Source organism: Halomonas sp. JS92-SW72 (assembly GCF_003547075.1).
In the GTDB taxonomy this organism is placed as follows: Bacteria; Pseudomonadota; Gammaproteobacteria; order Pseudomonadales; family Halomonadaceae; genus Halomonas; species Halomonas alkalicola.
Genome location: NZ_CP032147.1, coordinates 2,275,827 through 2,290,489 on the forward strand (window position 1 = coordinate 2,275,827; position 14,663 = coordinate 2,290,489).

A 14,663-nucleotide genomic window follows, 5' to 3' on the forward strand; every position below is an offset into this window, starting at 1 on the left:
CAGCGAGGAAACCGCGCCGCGACGACCGGCGTTTCAACGCTACGAGCCCTTATCTCGCCCGCTGCTATGCTGAAGGCATGATCAGGAGGCGAGTGTATCCCGCCGGGGGCGTGTTGGGTGTTCGGCCCAGGAGGATGGCGCTGGCTGCTGGGGCTGGCGGTGCTGACGGCAGGCGTGGCCTGGGGCCAGGAGCAGGCCATGCCGGCTCGCCTCGATCCCGACGGCGTGCAGCGCCTCACCCTGATGGGAGGTAACTACCATTTCCAGCCCGATCGGATCCGGGTCCAGGTCGGCGTGCCGGTGGAGCTGGAGGTCTACCGCACCACGCGAACGCCCCACCTCCCCAGCCACCGCGACAGAGGGATGTGGGGCGTGCTGGAGGTCATCGATTGAGTCGTGAGGGGGCACCGTGCTGTCCGAACTGCTGCTCGTCATGGCCCTGGCCCAGGGCCCCGACCCCATCGCCGAGTCCCTGGCCCGCTTCGAGGCCCTCGACGCCTACCGGGTGACCCTCCACAGCCGCGGTACCGCAGGCGAGGAGATCATCCACTACAGCTATCGCCGCCCTGGCCATATCCGCCTCGAGATGGTGACCCCCCAGCGCGGCGCGGTGCTGATCTACAGCCCCGAGACCCGGCGGGTACGGGTGTGGCCCTTCGGGCTCGCGGGCCCCAGCCTGGGCCTGCGGCCCACCCATCGGCTGGTACGCAGCGCCCGCGGCCATCGGGTCGACCAGTCGGACCTGGGTACCCTGCTGCGCAACGTGCAGCGCCTGCAGTGGCGGGGTGAGCTGCGCGCGCTTGGCCAGGAGCGCTTGGGCGAACACCAGGTGCAACACGTCACCGTTCAGGGCGACCCGGGCCACATGGTTGGCGAGGTCGCCCGCTACGAACTGTGGCTCGACGCCACGCACAGGCTGCCACGACGGGTGATCAGCTTCGACCGCCATGGCCGCGAGCTCGAGCGGGTGACGCTGGACGAGCTGGTGCTCGATCCCCCGCTGCCCGCCGATCATTTCTCGCCCTGAGCACCGGCGACCATGGCGGCGTACTGCTTCGTCACCCGCTGGCGGGTCGCCGCCCCGCTGCCAGCGGTGCATGGCGCCCTGAGCGAGCCGGTCCACTGGCCGGGCTGGTGGCCGGGGCTCGACGCGGTGACGCTGCTCGCCCCCGGCGATTCAGCGGGGCATGGGCGCCGCTATCGCTTCATCTGGCGCAGCGCCCTGGGGTATCGCCTGCGCTTTGAAGTGTGCGTGACCCACGCCGATGGTCCCTGCCGGGTCGAAGCCCGGGCCAGCGGCGACCTGGCCGGCTTGGGCCGTTGGTCACTGCGCGCGGTCGGAGGCACCACCGAGGTGACACACCTGTGGCAAGTGACGACCACCAAGGGCTGGATGAACCGGCTTGCTCCCCTGGCCCGCCCGTTCTTCGCCTGGAACCATCATACCCTGATGCGACGAGGCGCCCGGGGCCTGGCCCGGCACCTGGCGGCACCGCTGATCGGCAAGGTGGAGATCGTCGGGTGACGCGCTAAGCGGGAGAGAGTCAAAACGAGAGGGTCGAGACGAGAGTGCCGAAACGCTCGAGGCGCGCATGGCGGTTCTCCACCACGGACGTCGGCCACCCGCCCCCTCAGCGGCGCCGGGCGCGCAGCACCAGGTTGCGAGGGGTGAGCTCCCGGGGGCAGAAGGTGCCGAGCTCCACCGCATAGCCGGCCTCCTCCAGGAAGGCCGCACGATCCAGCGCCAGCCACACCTCCAGGGGGCGGCGGAAGAGGTGGCGGGCGAGTTCCAGGCGGGCGACCTCCCGCTGGCGCCGCCAGCCGGCGGCCTCGTGGGCGTACCAGTCGACCCCCGCGGGCAGCGCGATGCCCTTCTGCTGCGCCGCCCAGTGGCAGAAGTCCTCGAAGGTCTCGGGCATCTGGCCGTAGGCGAGGCTCGGCACCGGCAGGTAGGCATCGACGCCACGCACCTCGCGCTGCAGCCGGTCGAAACCGAGGCGCCAGGCGCCGGCCCGCTCCCGGTGGCGCTGCACGCCACGGGGGGCAGTGACCGTCTCCTGCACGGCCAGGGCCAGGTCATCACGTTCGAGCACCAGGCCCCAGGCCGCGGCGAGGGCGCACCCCCGGGCGGAGAGCGGCCGGTAGCGGTCGTCCGCGGTGCGCTGGTAGCAGCAGGGCGCCAGGGTCACGGCACTGCCCGCCGCCGCGGCGAGGGTCAGCAGCCGCCGGTGCAGGTCGCCGCAGGCGTGCAGCGCCGCCACCCGGGTCCGGGCGTCCAGCCACGCCGCGGCGTTCTCGGCCATGACGTCCTGCTCCCGCAGCGTCACCCGAGCGCCCTGCCGCTGGGCCAGGGCGCGGCCCGCCTCGCACAGCGCCGGCTGCCATTCCAGGGCGACCACCTCGATGCCATGATGACGCGACAGGGCCCGGGCCAGGTGCCCCTTGCCGGCGCACCACTCCACCAGCGCCTCGTCCTGGGCGACCTCGATCTGGGGCAGGAAGGCCTGCACCTGGCGCCACTTGCGCCCCCCCACCTGTTCTCCCCAGGCCGCGGGCAGCGCCTCGCCCTGCTCCGCCAGCGCCGGCAAGGCCACCAGCCGAGCCAGTTCATCCACGGGCAGCCAGGCGGCCAGGGGGGAGTCCGTGAAGGGGTCCTCCTGCAGACGCGCCAGGTCATCGTCGGCAAGCGCCAGCAGCGCCTCGGCAAGCCCCGGCCAGCGCGCCTGCCAGGGCAGCCGCGGGTGCTGGAAGGGCAGGCAGCGCCACAGCGGCTGCCATTCGGCCAGCCGTTCGGTCAGGCCGGTGATGCGTTCGAGGTGCGTCATGGGCCAGGGGTCAGATGGCATTGCGCAGCCCCAGCTCATAGGGGTGCGGGTCCAGGTAGGTCTGGCGGCGGATATACTCCGAGCCGTGGCGCTTCAGGTAGTGCGCCAGCAGGCGGATCGGCACCGCCAGGGCCACATGCCCCTGGCGATACTCCTCGATGGCGGCGAGCAGGTCCTGGAGTGTCTCGCCGTCCAGGGCCTCCTTGAGGTAACCGAAGACGTGCATCAGGGCGTTGGTGTGGGTCTTGCGGGTGGCGGGGCGGGCCAGGGCCGCCATGAAGCGCTGCAGGTAGTGGTCCATCGCCTCCTCCAGTGTGCGGGCGTGGGCCTCGGCCAGGTAGCGACCTAGCTCGCGATAGGCCTCCACGTGATGGGCCATCAGCAGGTATTTCTGGCGGCTGTGGAACTGCAGCAGCTGGTGGTAGCTGGGGTGCGCCTCCACGTGGCGCTTCCAGTCGTCGAGGGCGTAGACCCGGGTGATGAAGTTCTCGCGCAGCACGGCGTCGTTCATGCGCGCCTCCTCCTCCAGCGGCAGCGTCGGGAAGTGGCGTTTCAGCGCCCGCACGAAGGCGCCGGCGTCGGAGTGACTGGGCATGCCGTTGGCGCCATAGACCTTGACCCGCTCCAGCCCGCAGCTCGGGGAGCCCTTCATCAGGATGAAGCCACGCAGGTGACGATGGCGCGCGATGAACTCGCCGCTCACCGCCGCCAGCCTGTCGGTGACGTCGAGGCTGGGGTCCACGGTGCCCACCACCCGGGGCGCCTCGCCGGGGGCGCCCACCAGGCGGATGGGCTCCCGGGGCACGCCGAGCCCCGCCGCCAGTTCCGGACAGAAGGGCTCGAAGGCGAAGCGCTCGCCGAGCACCTCCAGGCAGTAGCGCGACCGCTTGTGGCCGCCGTTGTAACGCACCTGCTCGCCCATCAGGCAGGCACTGATCCCCACCGGAATGCCTGACCTGCTCGACACCGCCTCGCTCATGCTCGCCTCCCTCGATCCTTGCTGCGGGGGGTGACGCCCCGCCATCGCCCCGCCATTGAGACATGATTGTGACACGACGTGCGCCGCCCGGCATGGCGACTGGCGGTGTGATATAACGCCCAGTCGAGATTCCATCGTTGCCCACAGGGAGGATGCCATGGGCCGTTTCGTCTTCACTCTCGCCGTGCTCGCCGGCCTGGCCTACGCCGGTCTCTACGTCTTCTACGGCCATGCCGCCCGGCAGGCCATCGAGGAGCAGTTGGAGGCCCGCGGCCTGACGGCCATCGAGGTGCAGAGCCTCGACTACGGGCTGCTCGCGCCGGTCAGCCAGGCGGCAGAGGTCGCCGTCGGCATCCGCTATCGCGGCGCCGAGGCCACCCTGGACGTTCGCGTGATCGGCCATCCAGTCTTCTCCGATGAGGTCCGCCTGGAACTGGATGGGCTGCAGGCCCTGCGACTCAGCATCGGCCTGGGGGGCTGAGTCGAGGTTGCGGCCTGTCTCCGGGGCAGGGTCATGCTATCCTCGCCGGGACCTGCCGGCGCCCCCGCCGGCACCCGAGAGCCAACCTTCAGGAGACTTCCATGGCCAAGGCAACCGCGCGTCATATTCTGGTGAACAGCAAGGAGAAGTGTGAGGCCCTCAAGGCCGAGATCGAGGGCGGTCGCGACTTCGCCGAGGTGGCCCGCGAGAACTCCACCTGCCCCTCCAGCCGCCAGGGCGGCGACCTGGGTAGCTTCGGCCCGGGCCAGATGGTCCGCGAGTTCGACGAGGTGGTCTTCTCCGGCGAGCTTAACAAGGTACACGGTCCGGTAAAGACCCAGTTCGGCTACCACCTGCTGGAGATCACCAGCCGCAGCTGATCGCCTGCCGGGCTGGATGACGCCGCGCAAGGGCCACCCTGCGCGGCTTTTTTCTTGTACAAGCCCTGTATCATACGGCGAGTCACGCTAGGATGGAGGGCATCATCGAACTCGCCACAGGAGCCAGGCATGAGTGATTCCCCGGTCATCGCGATCGAGCGGCTCTCGAAGGCCTATGCCGGCGGCTTCGAGGCCCTCAAGGAGGTCAGCCTCTCGATCCGGCGGGGCGAGATCTTCGCCCTGCTGGGCCCCAACGGGGCGGGCAAGACCACCCTGATCAGCGTGATCTGCGGCCTGGTCAACGCCACCTCGGGGCGAGTGCTGGTGGACGGCCACGACAACGTCCGCGACTTCCGCGCCGCCCGGCAGCGGATCGGCCTGGTGCCCCAGGAGCTGACCAACGAGGCCTTCGTCACCGTGTGGGACACCGTCAGCTTCAGCCGCGGGCTCTTCGGCAAGGGCAAGGACCCGGCCCATATCGAGGCGGTGCTGCGCTCGCTTTCGCTGTGGGACAAGCGCCACAATCGCCTGATCACCCTCTCGGGCGGCATGAAGCGCCGGGTGCTGATCGCCAAGGCCCTGGCCCACGAGCCGGAGATCCTGTTTCTGGACGAGCCCACCGCCGGGGTCGACGTGGAGCTGCGCCGCGACATGTGGGAAGTGGTGCGCCAGCTGCGCGACAGCGGCGTGACCATCATCCTCACCACCCACTACATCGAGGAGGCCGAGGAGATGGCCGACCGCATCGGCGTGATCCGCCGCGGCGAACTGGTGCTGGTGGAGGAGAAGCACGCCCTGATGCGCAAGCTCGGCAGCAAGGAGTTGACCCTTCATCTGCGCGAGCCCCTGGCGACGCTGCCCGACGCCCTCGCCCGCCACGGGCTGGCCCTGGCCGAGGAGGGCCACGCTCTGGTCTACACCTACGATGCCAACGAACCCGACGAGGACCAGGCCGGCATCGCCGAGCTGCTCGCCGACCTGGAGGCCGCCGGCATCGGCTTCAAGGACCTGCACACCCGCCAGAGCTCCCTGGAGGAGATCTTCGTCAGTCTGGTCAAGGAGACGGCATGAACCTGCAGTCCGTGAAGACCCTTTACCTGGCCGAGATGGCGCGCAGCCTGCGCACCGTGCTGCAGAGCATCGTCTCGCCGGTGATCTCCACCTCGCTCTACTTCGTGGTGTTCGGCGCGGCCATCGGCACGCGGATCAGCGAGGTCAACGGCGTCAGCTACGGCGCCTTCATCGTGCCCGGGCTGATCATGCTGATGCTGCTGACCCAGAGCGTCTCCAACGCCTCCTTCGGGATCTTCTTCCCGCGCTTCTCGGGCTCGATCTACGAGATCCTCTCGGCGCCCATCTCCTACTGGGAGATCGTGATCGGCTACGTGGGCGCGGCGGCCACCAAGTCGGTGGTGCTGGGGCTGATCGTGCTGGCCACCGCCCGGCTCTTCGTGCCCTACGCCATCGCGCACCCGCTGATGATGGTGCTCTTCCTGCTGCTCACCGCGGTGACCTTCAGCCTGCTGGGGTTCATCATCGGCATCTGGGCCGACGGCTTCGAGAAGCTGCAGCTGGTGCCGCTGCTGGTGATCACCCCGCTCACCTTCCTCGGCGGCACCTTCTACTCCATCGACATGCTGCCGCCCTTCTGGCAGGCGGTGACCCTGGCCAACCCGGTGGTCTACCTGGTGAGCGGCTTCCGCTGGAGCTTCTACGGCATCAGCGACGTCAGCCCGGTAGTCAGCCTCGCCATGATCCTGCTGTTCCTGGCCGTGGCGCTGATGGTGGTGGAGCGGATCTTCCGCACGGGGTACCGGCTCAAGCCGTGATCGGGTATCGACGCGCGAGCCGGCCGGGTATCATCGCCGCCCTCGCCCACTCTGCAGGAGGCCCCATGCCGATCCTCAACGCCATCGTCCATCGTATCGAGAAGCCTGGTGACGCCACGGCCAGGCTGGTCGCGGCCGAGGCGACGCTGCCCCACACCGATACCCTGGACACCCTGCTCGAGGGACTCAACAAGGCCTATCACGGCAAGGGCAAGGCGTGGGGCCACTTCCCCGCCGAAGGCACCGAGCAGGCGTCGCCGCTGGCCGCGGAACTGGCCGACTACCTGGCCGATGGCCGCGACTTCGTCGCCCTGACCCGCGCCATCGGCGAGCGCCTGACCACCCTGCTCGACGCCCACCTCTCGGTGTCCGGTGATCTGGTTGTGCTGGAGACCCGATTCGGTGACGGGCACTTCCTCACCCTGGCCCTGCTCCACCACCGCGAGGGCTTCGCAGTGGACCCGCAGCTGGCCCTGGTGCCGGCCCGCCAGCTCAACCTGGCCCAGATGAGCCTGGCGGCCCGCATCGACCTCGCCCAGTGGCAGGCAGGCGACTCGCGCCAATACCTCTCCTGGACCCGCGACCGGGGAGGCAAGGCCCTGGCCGAAGGGTTTGCCGCCCTGCTCGGCGCCGTGGAGGGCGTGGACGCCTCCGGCGAGACGCGCACACTGCTCAAGGCGTTCAGCGACTACGTGGAGAAGGAGGACCTGGCCGAGGAGGCGAGCCGTGAAAAGACCTCTGCACTGATCGACTATGCCAGCGAACAGGCCAGCCGCGGCGAACCCATCACCCTGGAGGAGCTCTCGGAGGTGCTCGATGAGCAGCAGCCCAGGGCCTTCTACGACCACATTCGTCATGCCGACTACGGCCTCTCCCCGGAGATCCCGCCGGACCGCAAGACCCTCAACCAGTTTCGCCGTTTCACCGGCCGCGCCGCGGGGGTCTCGATCAGCTTCGACTCCCACCTGCTCGGCTCCAGCGTGGAGTATGACGAGGCCACCGACCGGTTGATCATCAAGCAGGTACCCAGGCAGCTGAGGGAACAGCTCAAGCGCCAGGGTTGAGCACTCTCATCCTCACTCTGTAGGCGATGGCTTACAGCCAATGTAGGCAATTGCTGGCACTTGCCGTCCACCGCTGGCACCCCCGTGCTTTCAGGGCCAAGCTGCACCAGATACCCAAGCGATGAGGCCACGGTGCTCGTGACGAGCCCGGTACCCGAGGCATCTGGCATGCGGCAACTGGTGGGAGAGGCAGGGCTGCTGAACTGGCAGGCGGAGTTCAGGGACACGGCACTGGAGGCACTGTTCAAGCGCTCGATCCTGGCACACCACGCCTGCCAGCTGCGCCTGGCGCTGTGCCTGATCGCCGGGCTCTTCCTGGCCTTCGCAGCGGCGGACTACAGCGTGCTGGGGCTCGGGGGGGACTTCGTCATCCTGCTCGTCGCTCGTCTGGCCACCGTGGCCGCCTGCCTGGCCGTAGCGCTGGCGGTGTGGCGCAGGCCGGGGGTGGCCCACAGGGTGTTGCCGGTCAACCTGGTCAGCCTGCTGTGCCTCTCCGTCATACTGATGACCATCCTGCTGCGCCCCATCCATACCGGCATCCACGTCGCCTCCCTGGTGGTGGCGAGCATGGCGCTCTACCTCTTCCTCCCCAACCGGCTGCCCTGGATGCTCGCCGGCAACGCCTATCTGCTGGCCGGTTTCCTGACGGTTTCGCTGGTGGGCTCCAGCCTACCCCCGATGCTGGTGATGACCAGCCTGCTGCTGCTGCTGTTCGTCAATTTGCTGGGCTGGCTGACGATCCTCCATCTCAAGCGCCTTAAGCGCGAGCAGTTCGCGCTCCTGCTGGAAGAGCGGCATATCAATCGCCGCCTCAAGGAGGAGATCCGCGAACGCAAGGAACTGGAGGCACGCCTGCGCTACATGGCCTGTACCGATGGCCTGACCGGCGTCGCCAATCGGCGGCATGTCTTCGAACTGGCCGGCCAGGAGCTGCGCCGCGCCCGGCGCGACGGCACGCCGCTGTCGATCTGCATGGTCGATGTGGACCTGTTCAAGCGGCTCAACGACCTCCACGGCCATGCCGTAGGCGACATGGTGCTGACCAGCGTGGCCGGCTGCTGTCGGTCGGTGCTGAGGGAGTGCGACATTCTCGGCCGCTACGGCGGCGAGGAGTTCGTGATCGTGCTGCCGCTGGCCGACCTCGCCACCGCGGCGGCCGTGGGCGAGCGGCTGCGCCGCAGGGTCAGCGGCCTGGCGCTGCCGATGCTGGGCCAGCAGGCCCAGCTGAGTGTCACCGTGGGCATCAGCCAGATCGCGCCCGGAGAGTCACGCCTCGACCCGGTGCTGCTGCGCGCCGACCGGGCCCTCTATGCCGGCAAGGCCCGCGGCCGCAACCGCGTGGTGGTGGCCGGCTCCCCCCCGAAGGGCATGCGCTTTGACTTCCCCACCACGCTGTGGCTGCCGGAGCTAGCCGCTATGCCAGATGCGGAGATAGCCACTGACGAAGCTGAGGCCCCTGTAGCAATCCCGGCTGACGAGCCACCTCCTGGCCGTTCCTGAACACGATCAGGGTGGGAATGCTGCGGATGCCGAAGCGCCCGGCCAGGGGCTGCTGGGCCTCGGTATCGAGCTTGGCGAAGCGCATGCGCGGCTCCAGCTCGCGAGCCGCCTCGGCAAAGATCGGCGCCATCATCTTGCAGGGGCCGCACCAGGCGGCCCAGAAGTCCACCACCACCGGTAGCTCGCTGCGCTCCACCAGGGCGCGGAAGTTGGCCGACGTCAGCTCGACCGGCTCGCCGGTAAACAGCGCCTGCTTGCACCGGCCGCACTTCGGGCCGTCGTGCAGGCGCGCCTGGCTGACGCGATTGATGGCGCCGCAGTGCGGGCAGCCGAGGGTCAGGGCGTCGGACATGGGGGCTCCGGGTCGGGGTCATTGATCTCGACTATGGCGCCTGGCCCCTCCCCCTTCAAGCGTCACCGCATCGCGCAGCCGGCCACGCTGCCTGCCATGCCCTGCGAGGGCCTTGCCGGACGGCCATCGTCGGCACATGCTATCTCCCTCTTCCGCCTGCCGAGATCCGCGATGAGTTCACGCCCCGACCCGCGCGTGCTGCTGCGCCTGCTGGGCCTGCTGGTCCCCTATCGATGGCGACTGGCCCTGGCGGCCCTGGCCCTGCTCGCGGCCTCGGGCAGCGTGCTGCTGCTCGGCCAGGGGCTGCGCCTGGTGATCGACCGCGGCTTCATGGCCGCCGACAGCGCGGCGCTGGGCCAGGCCCTCGGGCTGATGCTCGGCGTGGTGACGGTGCTGGCCATGGCCTCGGCGCTGCGCTACTACCTGGTGACCTGGATCGGCGAGCGGCTGGCCGCCGACCTGCGCCGCCGGGTCTTCGACCACCTGCTGACCCTGGAGCCCGGCTTCTTCGAGAGCGCCCAGGCACCTGGCCAGGCCGCCGGCGAGATCACCTCGAGGCTCACCGCCGATACCAGCGTGCTGCAGAGCCTGTTCGGCTCCTCGGTCTCCCTGGCACTGCGCAACCTGCTGATGCTCATCGGCGCAGTGGCGCTGATGCTGGTGACCCAGCCCTGGCTCTCGGCCATCGTCCTGCTGGGCATTCCTGCCACCGTGCTGCCGATCCTGTGGTTCGGGCGGCGGGTGCGGAGGCTCTCCCGCGCCAGCCAGGACCGGGTGGCGGAGCTGGGCCGCTATGCCGACGAGGCGCTCTCCGGCATCCGCACCGTTCAGGCCTTCACCCACGAGGGGCTCGACCGGCGTGACTATGCGGGGCGCGTCGAGGAGGCCTTCGAAAGCGCCATCGAGCGCACCCGTCAGCGCGCCTGGCTGACCGGCATCGCCATGCTGGCCGTCTTCGCAGCGGTGGGCATCATGCTGTGGCAGGGCGGCCAGGCGGTGCTGGCCGGCACCATGACCGCCGGCGAGCTTTCGGCCTTCGTCTTCTATGCGGTGCTGGCGGCCGGCGCCGTGGCGACTCTGGCCGAGGTGGCCGGCGACGTCCAGCGCGCCGCGGGCGCCGCGGAACGCCTGCTGGAGCTGCTCGATACCCGGCCGGCCATTGCGCCGCCGGCGAATCCGTTGCCGCTGCCCGAGCCGCTCGCCGGGGAGCTGCGCTTCGAAGGCGTGGGCTTCACCTACCCGGGGCGAGAGACCCCGGCGCTGGCGGGATTCGACCTGACCATCCAACCGGGTGAGCGGGTGGCGCTGGTGGGACCTTCCGGGGCCGGCAAGAGCACCCTGCTCGCCCTGCTGCTGCGCTTCCATGACCCCGACGCCGGCACCCTGCGCCTCGACGGCATTGACCTGCGCGACCTCGATCCCGGGGCGCTGCGCTCGGCCCTGGGCCTGGTGGCCCAGGAGCCGGTGCTGTTCACCGGCAGCGTGGCCGACAACCTGCGCTACGGCGACCCCGAGGCGGATCTGGAGACCCTCCGCAGGGCGGCCCGGGACGCCAACGCCCTGGCCTTCATCGAGGCGCTGCCACAGGGGTTCGCCACCCCGCTCGGCCCGGGCGGGGTACAGCTCTCGGGCGGCCAGCGCCAGCGCCTGGCCATTGCCCGGGCGCTGCTCAAGGACCCGCGGGTGCTGCTGCTGGACGAGGCCACCAGCGCCCTGGACGCCGAGAGCGAGCGGCTGGTGCAGCAGGCCCTGGACCGGCTGATGGTGGGTCGCACGAGCCTCGTGATCGCCCACCGCCTGGCGACGGTGGTGGCCGCGGACCGCCTGCTGGTGCTGGACGAGGGCCGGCTGGTGGCCGCCGGCCACCACGCGGAGCTGATGGCGTCGAGCCCGCTCTATCGCCACCTGGCCGAGCTGCAGTTCGGGCGACATGCCGCCCTGCCGGCCACCGAGAGGTCTGCCCTCCAGCCTCAGGGCTCTGACCATTGAAACGCTATCCGCAATCGACATTTGCCATAGGTCACGGGAGTGTCAACGTCATGAAACATCATGACCTGTCCTCCCGACACGCCGACAAGGAATCCGACCGATGAACCAGGAACCGCGCCCGGCGGGGCGCATTCGTGAAGTCTTCCACGCCTTCCTGCTGCTGGGCCTGACCTCCTTCGGCGGCCCCATCGCCCACCTCGGCTACTTTCGCACCGAGTTCGTCGAGCGTCGCCGCTGGCTCACCGAGCGGGCCTATGCCGACCTGGTGGCGCTCTGCCAGTTCCTGCCCGGGCCCGCCAGCAGCCAGGTGGGCTTCGCCCTGGGGCTGCTGCGGGGCGGCCCCTGGGGGGCGCTGGCGGCCTGGACGGCCTTCACTCTCCCCTCGGCCATCGTGCTGGTGCTGTTCGCCCTGGGCGCCGCCGTGCTCGATGGTCCCGTCAGCCAGGGGATCATCCACGGCCTCAAGGTCACCGCGGTGGCCATCGTCGCCCACGCGGTGTGGGGCATGGCACGCAGCCTCTGCCCCGACCGGCAGCGCGCCGGCATCGCCCTGACCGCGGTCTTCACCGTGGTGCTGGTGAGCGGCCCCCTGGGCCAGGTGGCCGCCATCACCATCGGCGCCCTGGCCGGCATGGCGCTCTGCCGCGCCCACGCCGAGACCGAGGTGCAGCCGCTGTCGCTGCCGGTGTCGGCCCGCGCCGGCCAGCTGGCGGGGCTCGCCTTCGTCGCCCTGCTGATCCTCCTGCCGCTGCTGGCCTGGGCCTCGCCTTCCGCCACCCTGGCGGTGATGGACGCCTTCTATCGCGCCGGCGCCCTGGTGTTCGGCGGCGGCCACGTGGTGCTGCCGCTGCTCGAGGCCGAGGTGGTGCAGTCCGGCTGGGTCAGCCCCGATGACTTCCTGGCGGGCTATGGCGCCGCCCAGGCCGTGCCCGGGCCGCTGTTCACCTTCGCCGCCTACCTGGGCGCGGTGATGGGGCCGCTCGGCGGTAGCCTGTTCGGCGCCGCCCTGGCGCTGGTCATGATCTTCCTGCCGGGGCTGCTGCTGCTGGTGGCGGTGCTGCCTCACTGGAACCGCTTCCGCCGCTGGGACAGCGCCCAGGCGCTGATGCGCGGTGCCAACGCCGCCGTGGTGGGCATCCTGGGCGCGGCCCTCTACCACCCGGTGTGGACCAGCGCCATCATCGGCCCCCGGGAATTTGCCCTGGCGCTCACCGGGTTCCTGCTGCTCAGCGTCTGGAAGCTGCCCGCCTGGGCGGTGGTGGCGCTGCTCGCCGGCGGCGGCATCGTGATCGTTCCCTGAATGACAGGCTCAGTAATCCAGGGGATCGGAGATTACCTTGACGTTAATCAATCCTGACTATCGCAGTGATTGATACGATCGACGCCAGACTATCGTCGATGTTTGGCCGAAAAATCCAGTGATCTTGCATCTATCGTCGGTGGTAACAACGAGAAGCGCACGGCCAAGAGCGATCGCTGATCAACGTCAAGGAGAGGGGAAACATGAGAAAACGCCAATACCTGGCCATTGCCATGGGAGGCAGCCTGCTGGCGGCCAGCAGCCTGGCAGTGGCCAACGAGGAGTTGCGCGATCGCGCCAACCGCGTTCTGGGTAGCGTTCAGGGGACCCCCGTTGAGGAGATCGAGGCCCCCAAGGCAGCGCTGGGCCAGGCTCTGTTCTGGGATATGCGGCTCTCCTCCAACGGCGAAGTGGCCTGCGCCAGCTGCCATTTCCGTGAGAACTGGGGCTCCGACAGTCGCGATCGCTCCATCAATGCCCGCGGCGGTCGCACCATGCAGTCCCAGACCGTGTTCCACGCCATGGAGACTCCCGGGCTGCGCTGGCTCGCCGATCGCGCCACCGGTGCCGACCAGGCCATGGGGTCGATCACCGGCTCCATGGGCTTCGACTCCCGCGAGGACATCCTGCCGGTGCTGCGTGAGCACGGCTACGAGGAGCTCTTCGCCGCCGCCTTCCCCGATGACGAGGATCCCGTCACCCCGGAAAACTACGGCCAGGCCCTTGAGTTCTACCAGTCGACCCTGCGTACCCCGGCGCCCTTCGACGCCTGGCTCGAGGGTGACGACGACGCCATGTCCGAGCTGGAGGTTCGCGGTCTCGAGCGCTTCATGAACAGCGGCTGCGTGGGCTGCCACAGCGGCGAGCTGGTCGGCGGCACCATGCTGCAGCGCTTCGGCGTTCGCGAGAACTACTGGGAGCACACCGGCTCGCTGGAGATCAGCTCCGGCCTGATGGCCGCCACCGGCGAGGAGAGCGACCGCTTCTTCTTCCGGGTACCGATGCTGCGCAACGTGGCCAAGACCGGCCCCTACTTCCACGACGGTTCGGTCGACAACCTGCGCCGCGCCACCGCCGTCATGGCACGCGTGCAGCTGGGTCAGGATCTGGACAGCGAAGCCCTGGACGAGCTGGTGGCCTTCCAGGAGGCCCTGACCGGCGAGATCCCGGTCAACTTCCTGCCGCCGGAAGGTATTCCCTTCGAGCTGCCGGAAGGCGTCGAAGCGGAGTAAGCCACCCGGCTTCGACTCAACGCTCGACTCTCATGACCGACCCTCGAGTCGGTCATGTCGTTTCTGTGCCTGTCACACCACGGGCAGTCCCGCGGCCTTCCACTCCGGGTAGCCCTCCTCGAAGCGCCTGACACGGTAGCCCAGCTGTCGAAGCCGCTGCACCGCTTCGTGGGAGAGGGCGCAGTAGGGCCCGCGGCAGTAGGCGACGATCTCGCGGTCCCGGGGCAGCCTGTCGAGCATCGCCTCCAGCTGCGTCAGCGGAATGTTGATCGCCGCGGGCAGGTGGCCGGCGGCAAACTCATCCTCCGGCCGGACGTCCAGCAGCGCCACCTCTCCTCGTGCCAGCCCCGCCAGCAGATCCTCCCGGGAGACCGCCTCCAGGGCCCCGTCCGCATCGTCATCGGCGAAGAGCCGTCCGACCAGGCGCTCCATCTCCGCCAGATTGGTCTCGGCCACCTCCCTCAGCAGCCCCATCAGGGTGATGATCCGCTCGTCGGTGAGCCGGTAGATCATCTGCTTGCCGGCCCGGGTGGCGGTGACCAGTCCCGCCCGCCGCAGCTGCTGCAGGTGCTGGGAGGCGTTGCCCACCGTGAGCCCGGCAGTAGTGGCCAGGGTCTCCACCGGCGCCTCGCCCTGGGCCAGGCGCTCGAGCAGCGCCAGCCTGTGGCCGTTGCCCAGCGCACGCCCCACCTGGGCCAGGATATCCAGAAGCTGCTGTTGATCGCTCATGTT

16 protein-coding genes are annotated in these 14,663 nt (G+C 69.5%); 12 read left to right on the plus strand and 4 right to left on the minus strand.

What is annotated here, in order from left to right; all coding sequences use genetic code 11:
• Positions 1–117: 117 nt before the first annotated feature.
• Genes D1793_RS10690 through D1793_RS10700 form a run of 3 tightly spaced genes read left to right on the plus strand, consistent with a single transcriptional unit; the run spans position 118 to position 1,525 of the window.
• Positions 118–393, plus strand: a complete 276-nt coding sequence (locus D1793_RS10690; RefSeq protein WP_205527539.1) for a hypothetical protein — start codon at positions 118–120, stop codon at positions 391–393.
• 16 nt (positions 394–409) lie between these two features.
• Entirely contained in the window at positions 410–1,027 is a 618-nt protein-coding gene (locus D1793_RS10695; RefSeq protein WP_119022156.1) for a DUF1571 domain-containing protein, read from the plus strand.
• A 12-nt stretch (positions 1,028–1,039) separates the two neighbouring features.
• Positions 1,040–1,525 carry an SRPBCC family protein gene (locus tag D1793_RS10700; protein WP_119022157.1) on the plus strand — a complete coding sequence of 162 codons (486 nt, stop codon included), beginning with the start codon at positions 1,040–1,042 and terminating at the stop codon, positions 1,523–1,525.
• A 106-nt stretch (positions 1,526–1,631) separates the two neighbouring features.
• On the opposite strand, the gene D1793_RS10705 is transcribed toward D1793_RS10700, so the two are convergent.
• Positions 1,632–2,825 (minus strand): methyltransferase, encoded by a 1,194-nt coding sequence (locus D1793_RS10705; RefSeq protein WP_240407653.1) that lies wholly within the window; start codon positions 2,823–2,825, stop codon positions 1,632–1,634.
• Positions 2,826–2,835: 10 nt separating this feature from the next.
• Positions 2,836–3,804: a DUF523 and DUF1722 domain-containing protein gene (locus D1793_RS10710; protein WP_119022159.1), complete on the minus strand. Its 969-nt coding sequence runs from the start codon at positions 3,802–3,804 to the stop codon at positions 2,836–2,838.
• A gap of 157 nt (positions 3,805–3,961) precedes the next feature.
• Between D1793_RS10710 and D1793_RS10715 the strand changes: the two genes are divergently transcribed.
• The 6 genes from D1793_RS10715 to D1793_RS10740 all read left to right on the plus strand — a co-directional run bounded on the left by D1793_RS10715 (position 3,962) and on the right by D1793_RS10740 (position 9,058).
• On the plus strand, positions 3,962–4,285 hold the full coding sequence (locus D1793_RS10715) for a hypothetical protein (RefSeq protein ID WP_119022160.1): 324 nt from the start codon (positions 3,962–3,964) through the stop codon (positions 4,283–4,285).
• Positions 4,286–4,386: 101 nt separating this feature from the next.
• Positions 4,387–4,665 carry a peptidylprolyl isomerase gene (locus tag D1793_RS10720; RefSeq protein ID WP_110070487.1) on the plus strand — a complete coding sequence of 93 codons (279 nt, stop codon included), beginning with the start codon at positions 4,387–4,389 and terminating at the stop codon, positions 4,663–4,665.
• 129 nt (positions 4,666–4,794) lie between these two features.
• A complete protein-coding gene (locus tag D1793_RS10725; protein ID WP_119022161.1) occupies positions 4,795–5,736 on the plus strand; it encodes an ABC transporter ATP-binding protein in 942 nt (313 codons plus the stop codon).
• Positions 5,733–6,494, plus strand: a complete 762-nt coding sequence (locus tag D1793_RS10730) for an ABC transporter permease (protein ID WP_119022162.1) — start codon at positions 5,733–5,735, stop codon at positions 6,492–6,494. Before D1793_RS10725 ends, D1793_RS10730 begins: the two co-directional genes overlap by 4 nt.
• Before the next feature lie 65 nt (positions 6,495–6,559).
• Positions 6,560–7,558 carry a nucleoid-associated protein YejK gene (gene yejK / locus D1793_RS10735; protein WP_119022163.1) on the plus strand — a complete coding sequence of 333 codons (999 nt, stop codon included), beginning with the start codon at positions 6,560–6,562 and terminating at the stop codon, positions 7,556–7,558.
• Between the two features lie 168 nt (positions 7,559–7,726).
• Positions 7,727–9,058 (plus strand): GGDEF domain-containing protein, encoded by a 1,332-nt coding sequence (locus D1793_RS10740; protein WP_119022164.1) that lies wholly within the window; start codon positions 7,727–7,729, stop codon positions 9,056–9,058.
• On the opposite strand, the gene trxC is transcribed toward D1793_RS10740, so the two are convergent.
• Positions 8,973–9,410: a thioredoxin TrxC gene (gene trxC, locus D1793_RS10745; protein WP_110067967.1), complete on the minus strand. Its 438-nt coding sequence runs from the start codon at positions 9,408–9,410 to the stop codon at positions 8,973–8,975. The two genes, D1793_RS10740 and trxC, sit on opposite strands and share 86 nt — an antisense overlap.
• Positions 9,411–9,581: 171 nt before the next feature.
• On the opposite strand from trxC, the gene D1793_RS10750 reads away from it, so the two are divergent.
• From D1793_RS10750 to D1793_RS10760, 3 genes are all read left to right on the plus strand, one after another.
• Positions 9,582–11,399, plus strand: coding sequence for an ABC transporter transmembrane domain-containing protein (locus D1793_RS10750; RefSeq protein WP_119022165.1), 1,818 nt, complete (start codon positions 9,582–9,584; stop codon positions 11,397–11,399).
• 100 nt (positions 11,400–11,499) lie between these two features.
• On the plus strand, positions 11,500–12,699 hold the full coding sequence (gene chrA / locus D1793_RS10755) for a chromate efflux transporter (protein ID WP_119022166.1): 1,200 nt from the start codon (positions 11,500–11,502) through the stop codon (positions 12,697–12,699).
• A gap of 203 nt (positions 12,700–12,902) precedes the next feature.
• On the plus strand, positions 12,903–13,931 hold the full coding sequence (locus D1793_RS10760; protein ID WP_119022167.1) for a cytochrome c peroxidase: 1,029 nt from the start codon (positions 12,903–12,905) through the stop codon (positions 13,929–13,931).
• A 72-nt stretch (positions 13,932–14,003) separates the two neighbouring features.
• On the opposite strand, the gene D1793_RS10765 is transcribed toward D1793_RS10760, so the two are convergent.
• Positions 14,004–14,660, minus strand: coding sequence for a metalloregulator ArsR/SmtB family transcription factor (locus D1793_RS10765; RefSeq protein ID WP_119022168.1), 657 nt, complete (start codon positions 14,658–14,660; stop codon positions 14,004–14,006).
• Positions 14,661–14,663 lie beyond the last annotated feature (3 nt).

Coding starts and splice junctions, on each gene's coding strand:
- D1793_RS10750 (WP_119022165.1), top strand. CDS start 9,582: ATGAGTTCACGCCCCGACCCGCGCGTGCTGCTGCGCCTGCTGGGCCTG.
- D1793_RS10720 (WP_110070487.1), top strand. CDS start 4,387: ATGGCCAAGGCAACCGCGCGTCATATTCTGGTGAACAGCAAGGAGAAG.
- D1793_RS10730 (WP_119022162.1), top strand. CDS start 5,733: ATGAACCTGCAGTCCGTGAAGACCCTTTACCTGGCCGAGATGGCGCGC.
- D1793_RS10710 (WP_119022159.1), bottom strand. CDS start 3,804: ATGAGCGAGGCGGTGTCGAGCAGGTCAGGCATTCCGGTGGGGATCAGT.
- trxC (WP_110067967.1), bottom strand. CDS start 9,410: ATGTCCGACGCCCTGACCCTCGGCTGCCCGCACTGCGGCGCCATCAAT.
- chrA (WP_119022166.1), top strand. CDS start 11,500: ATGAACCAGGAACCGCGCCCGGCGGGGCGCATTCGTGAAGTCTTCCAC.
- D1793_RS10740 (WP_119022164.1), top strand. CDS start 7,727: ATGCGGCAACTGGTGGGAGAGGCAGGGCTGCTGAACTGGCAGGCGGAG.
- yejK (WP_119022163.1), top strand. CDS start 6,560: ATGCCGATCCTCAACGCCATCGTCCATCGTATCGAGAAGCCTGGTGAC.
- D1793_RS10715 (WP_119022160.1), top strand. CDS start 3,962: ATGGGCCGTTTCGTCTTCACTCTCGCCGTGCTCGCCGGCCTGGCCTAC.
- D1793_RS10705 (WP_240407653.1), bottom strand. CDS start 2,825: ATGACGCACCTCGAACGCATCACCGGCCTGACCGAACGGCTGGCCGAA.
- D1793_RS10725 (WP_119022161.1), top strand. CDS start 4,795: ATGAGTGATTCCCCGGTCATCGCGATCGAGCGGCTCTCGAAGGCCTAT.
- D1793_RS10760 (WP_119022167.1), top strand. CDS start 12,903: ATGAGAAAACGCCAATACCTGGCCATTGCCATGGGAGGCAGCCTGCTG.
- D1793_RS10765 (WP_119022168.1), bottom strand. CDS start 14,660: ATGAGCGATCAACAGCAGCTTCTGGATATCCTGGCCCAGGTGGGGCGT.
- D1793_RS10700 (WP_119022157.1), top strand. CDS start 1,040: ATGGCGGCGTACTGCTTCGTCACCCGCTGGCGGGTCGCCGCCCCGCTG.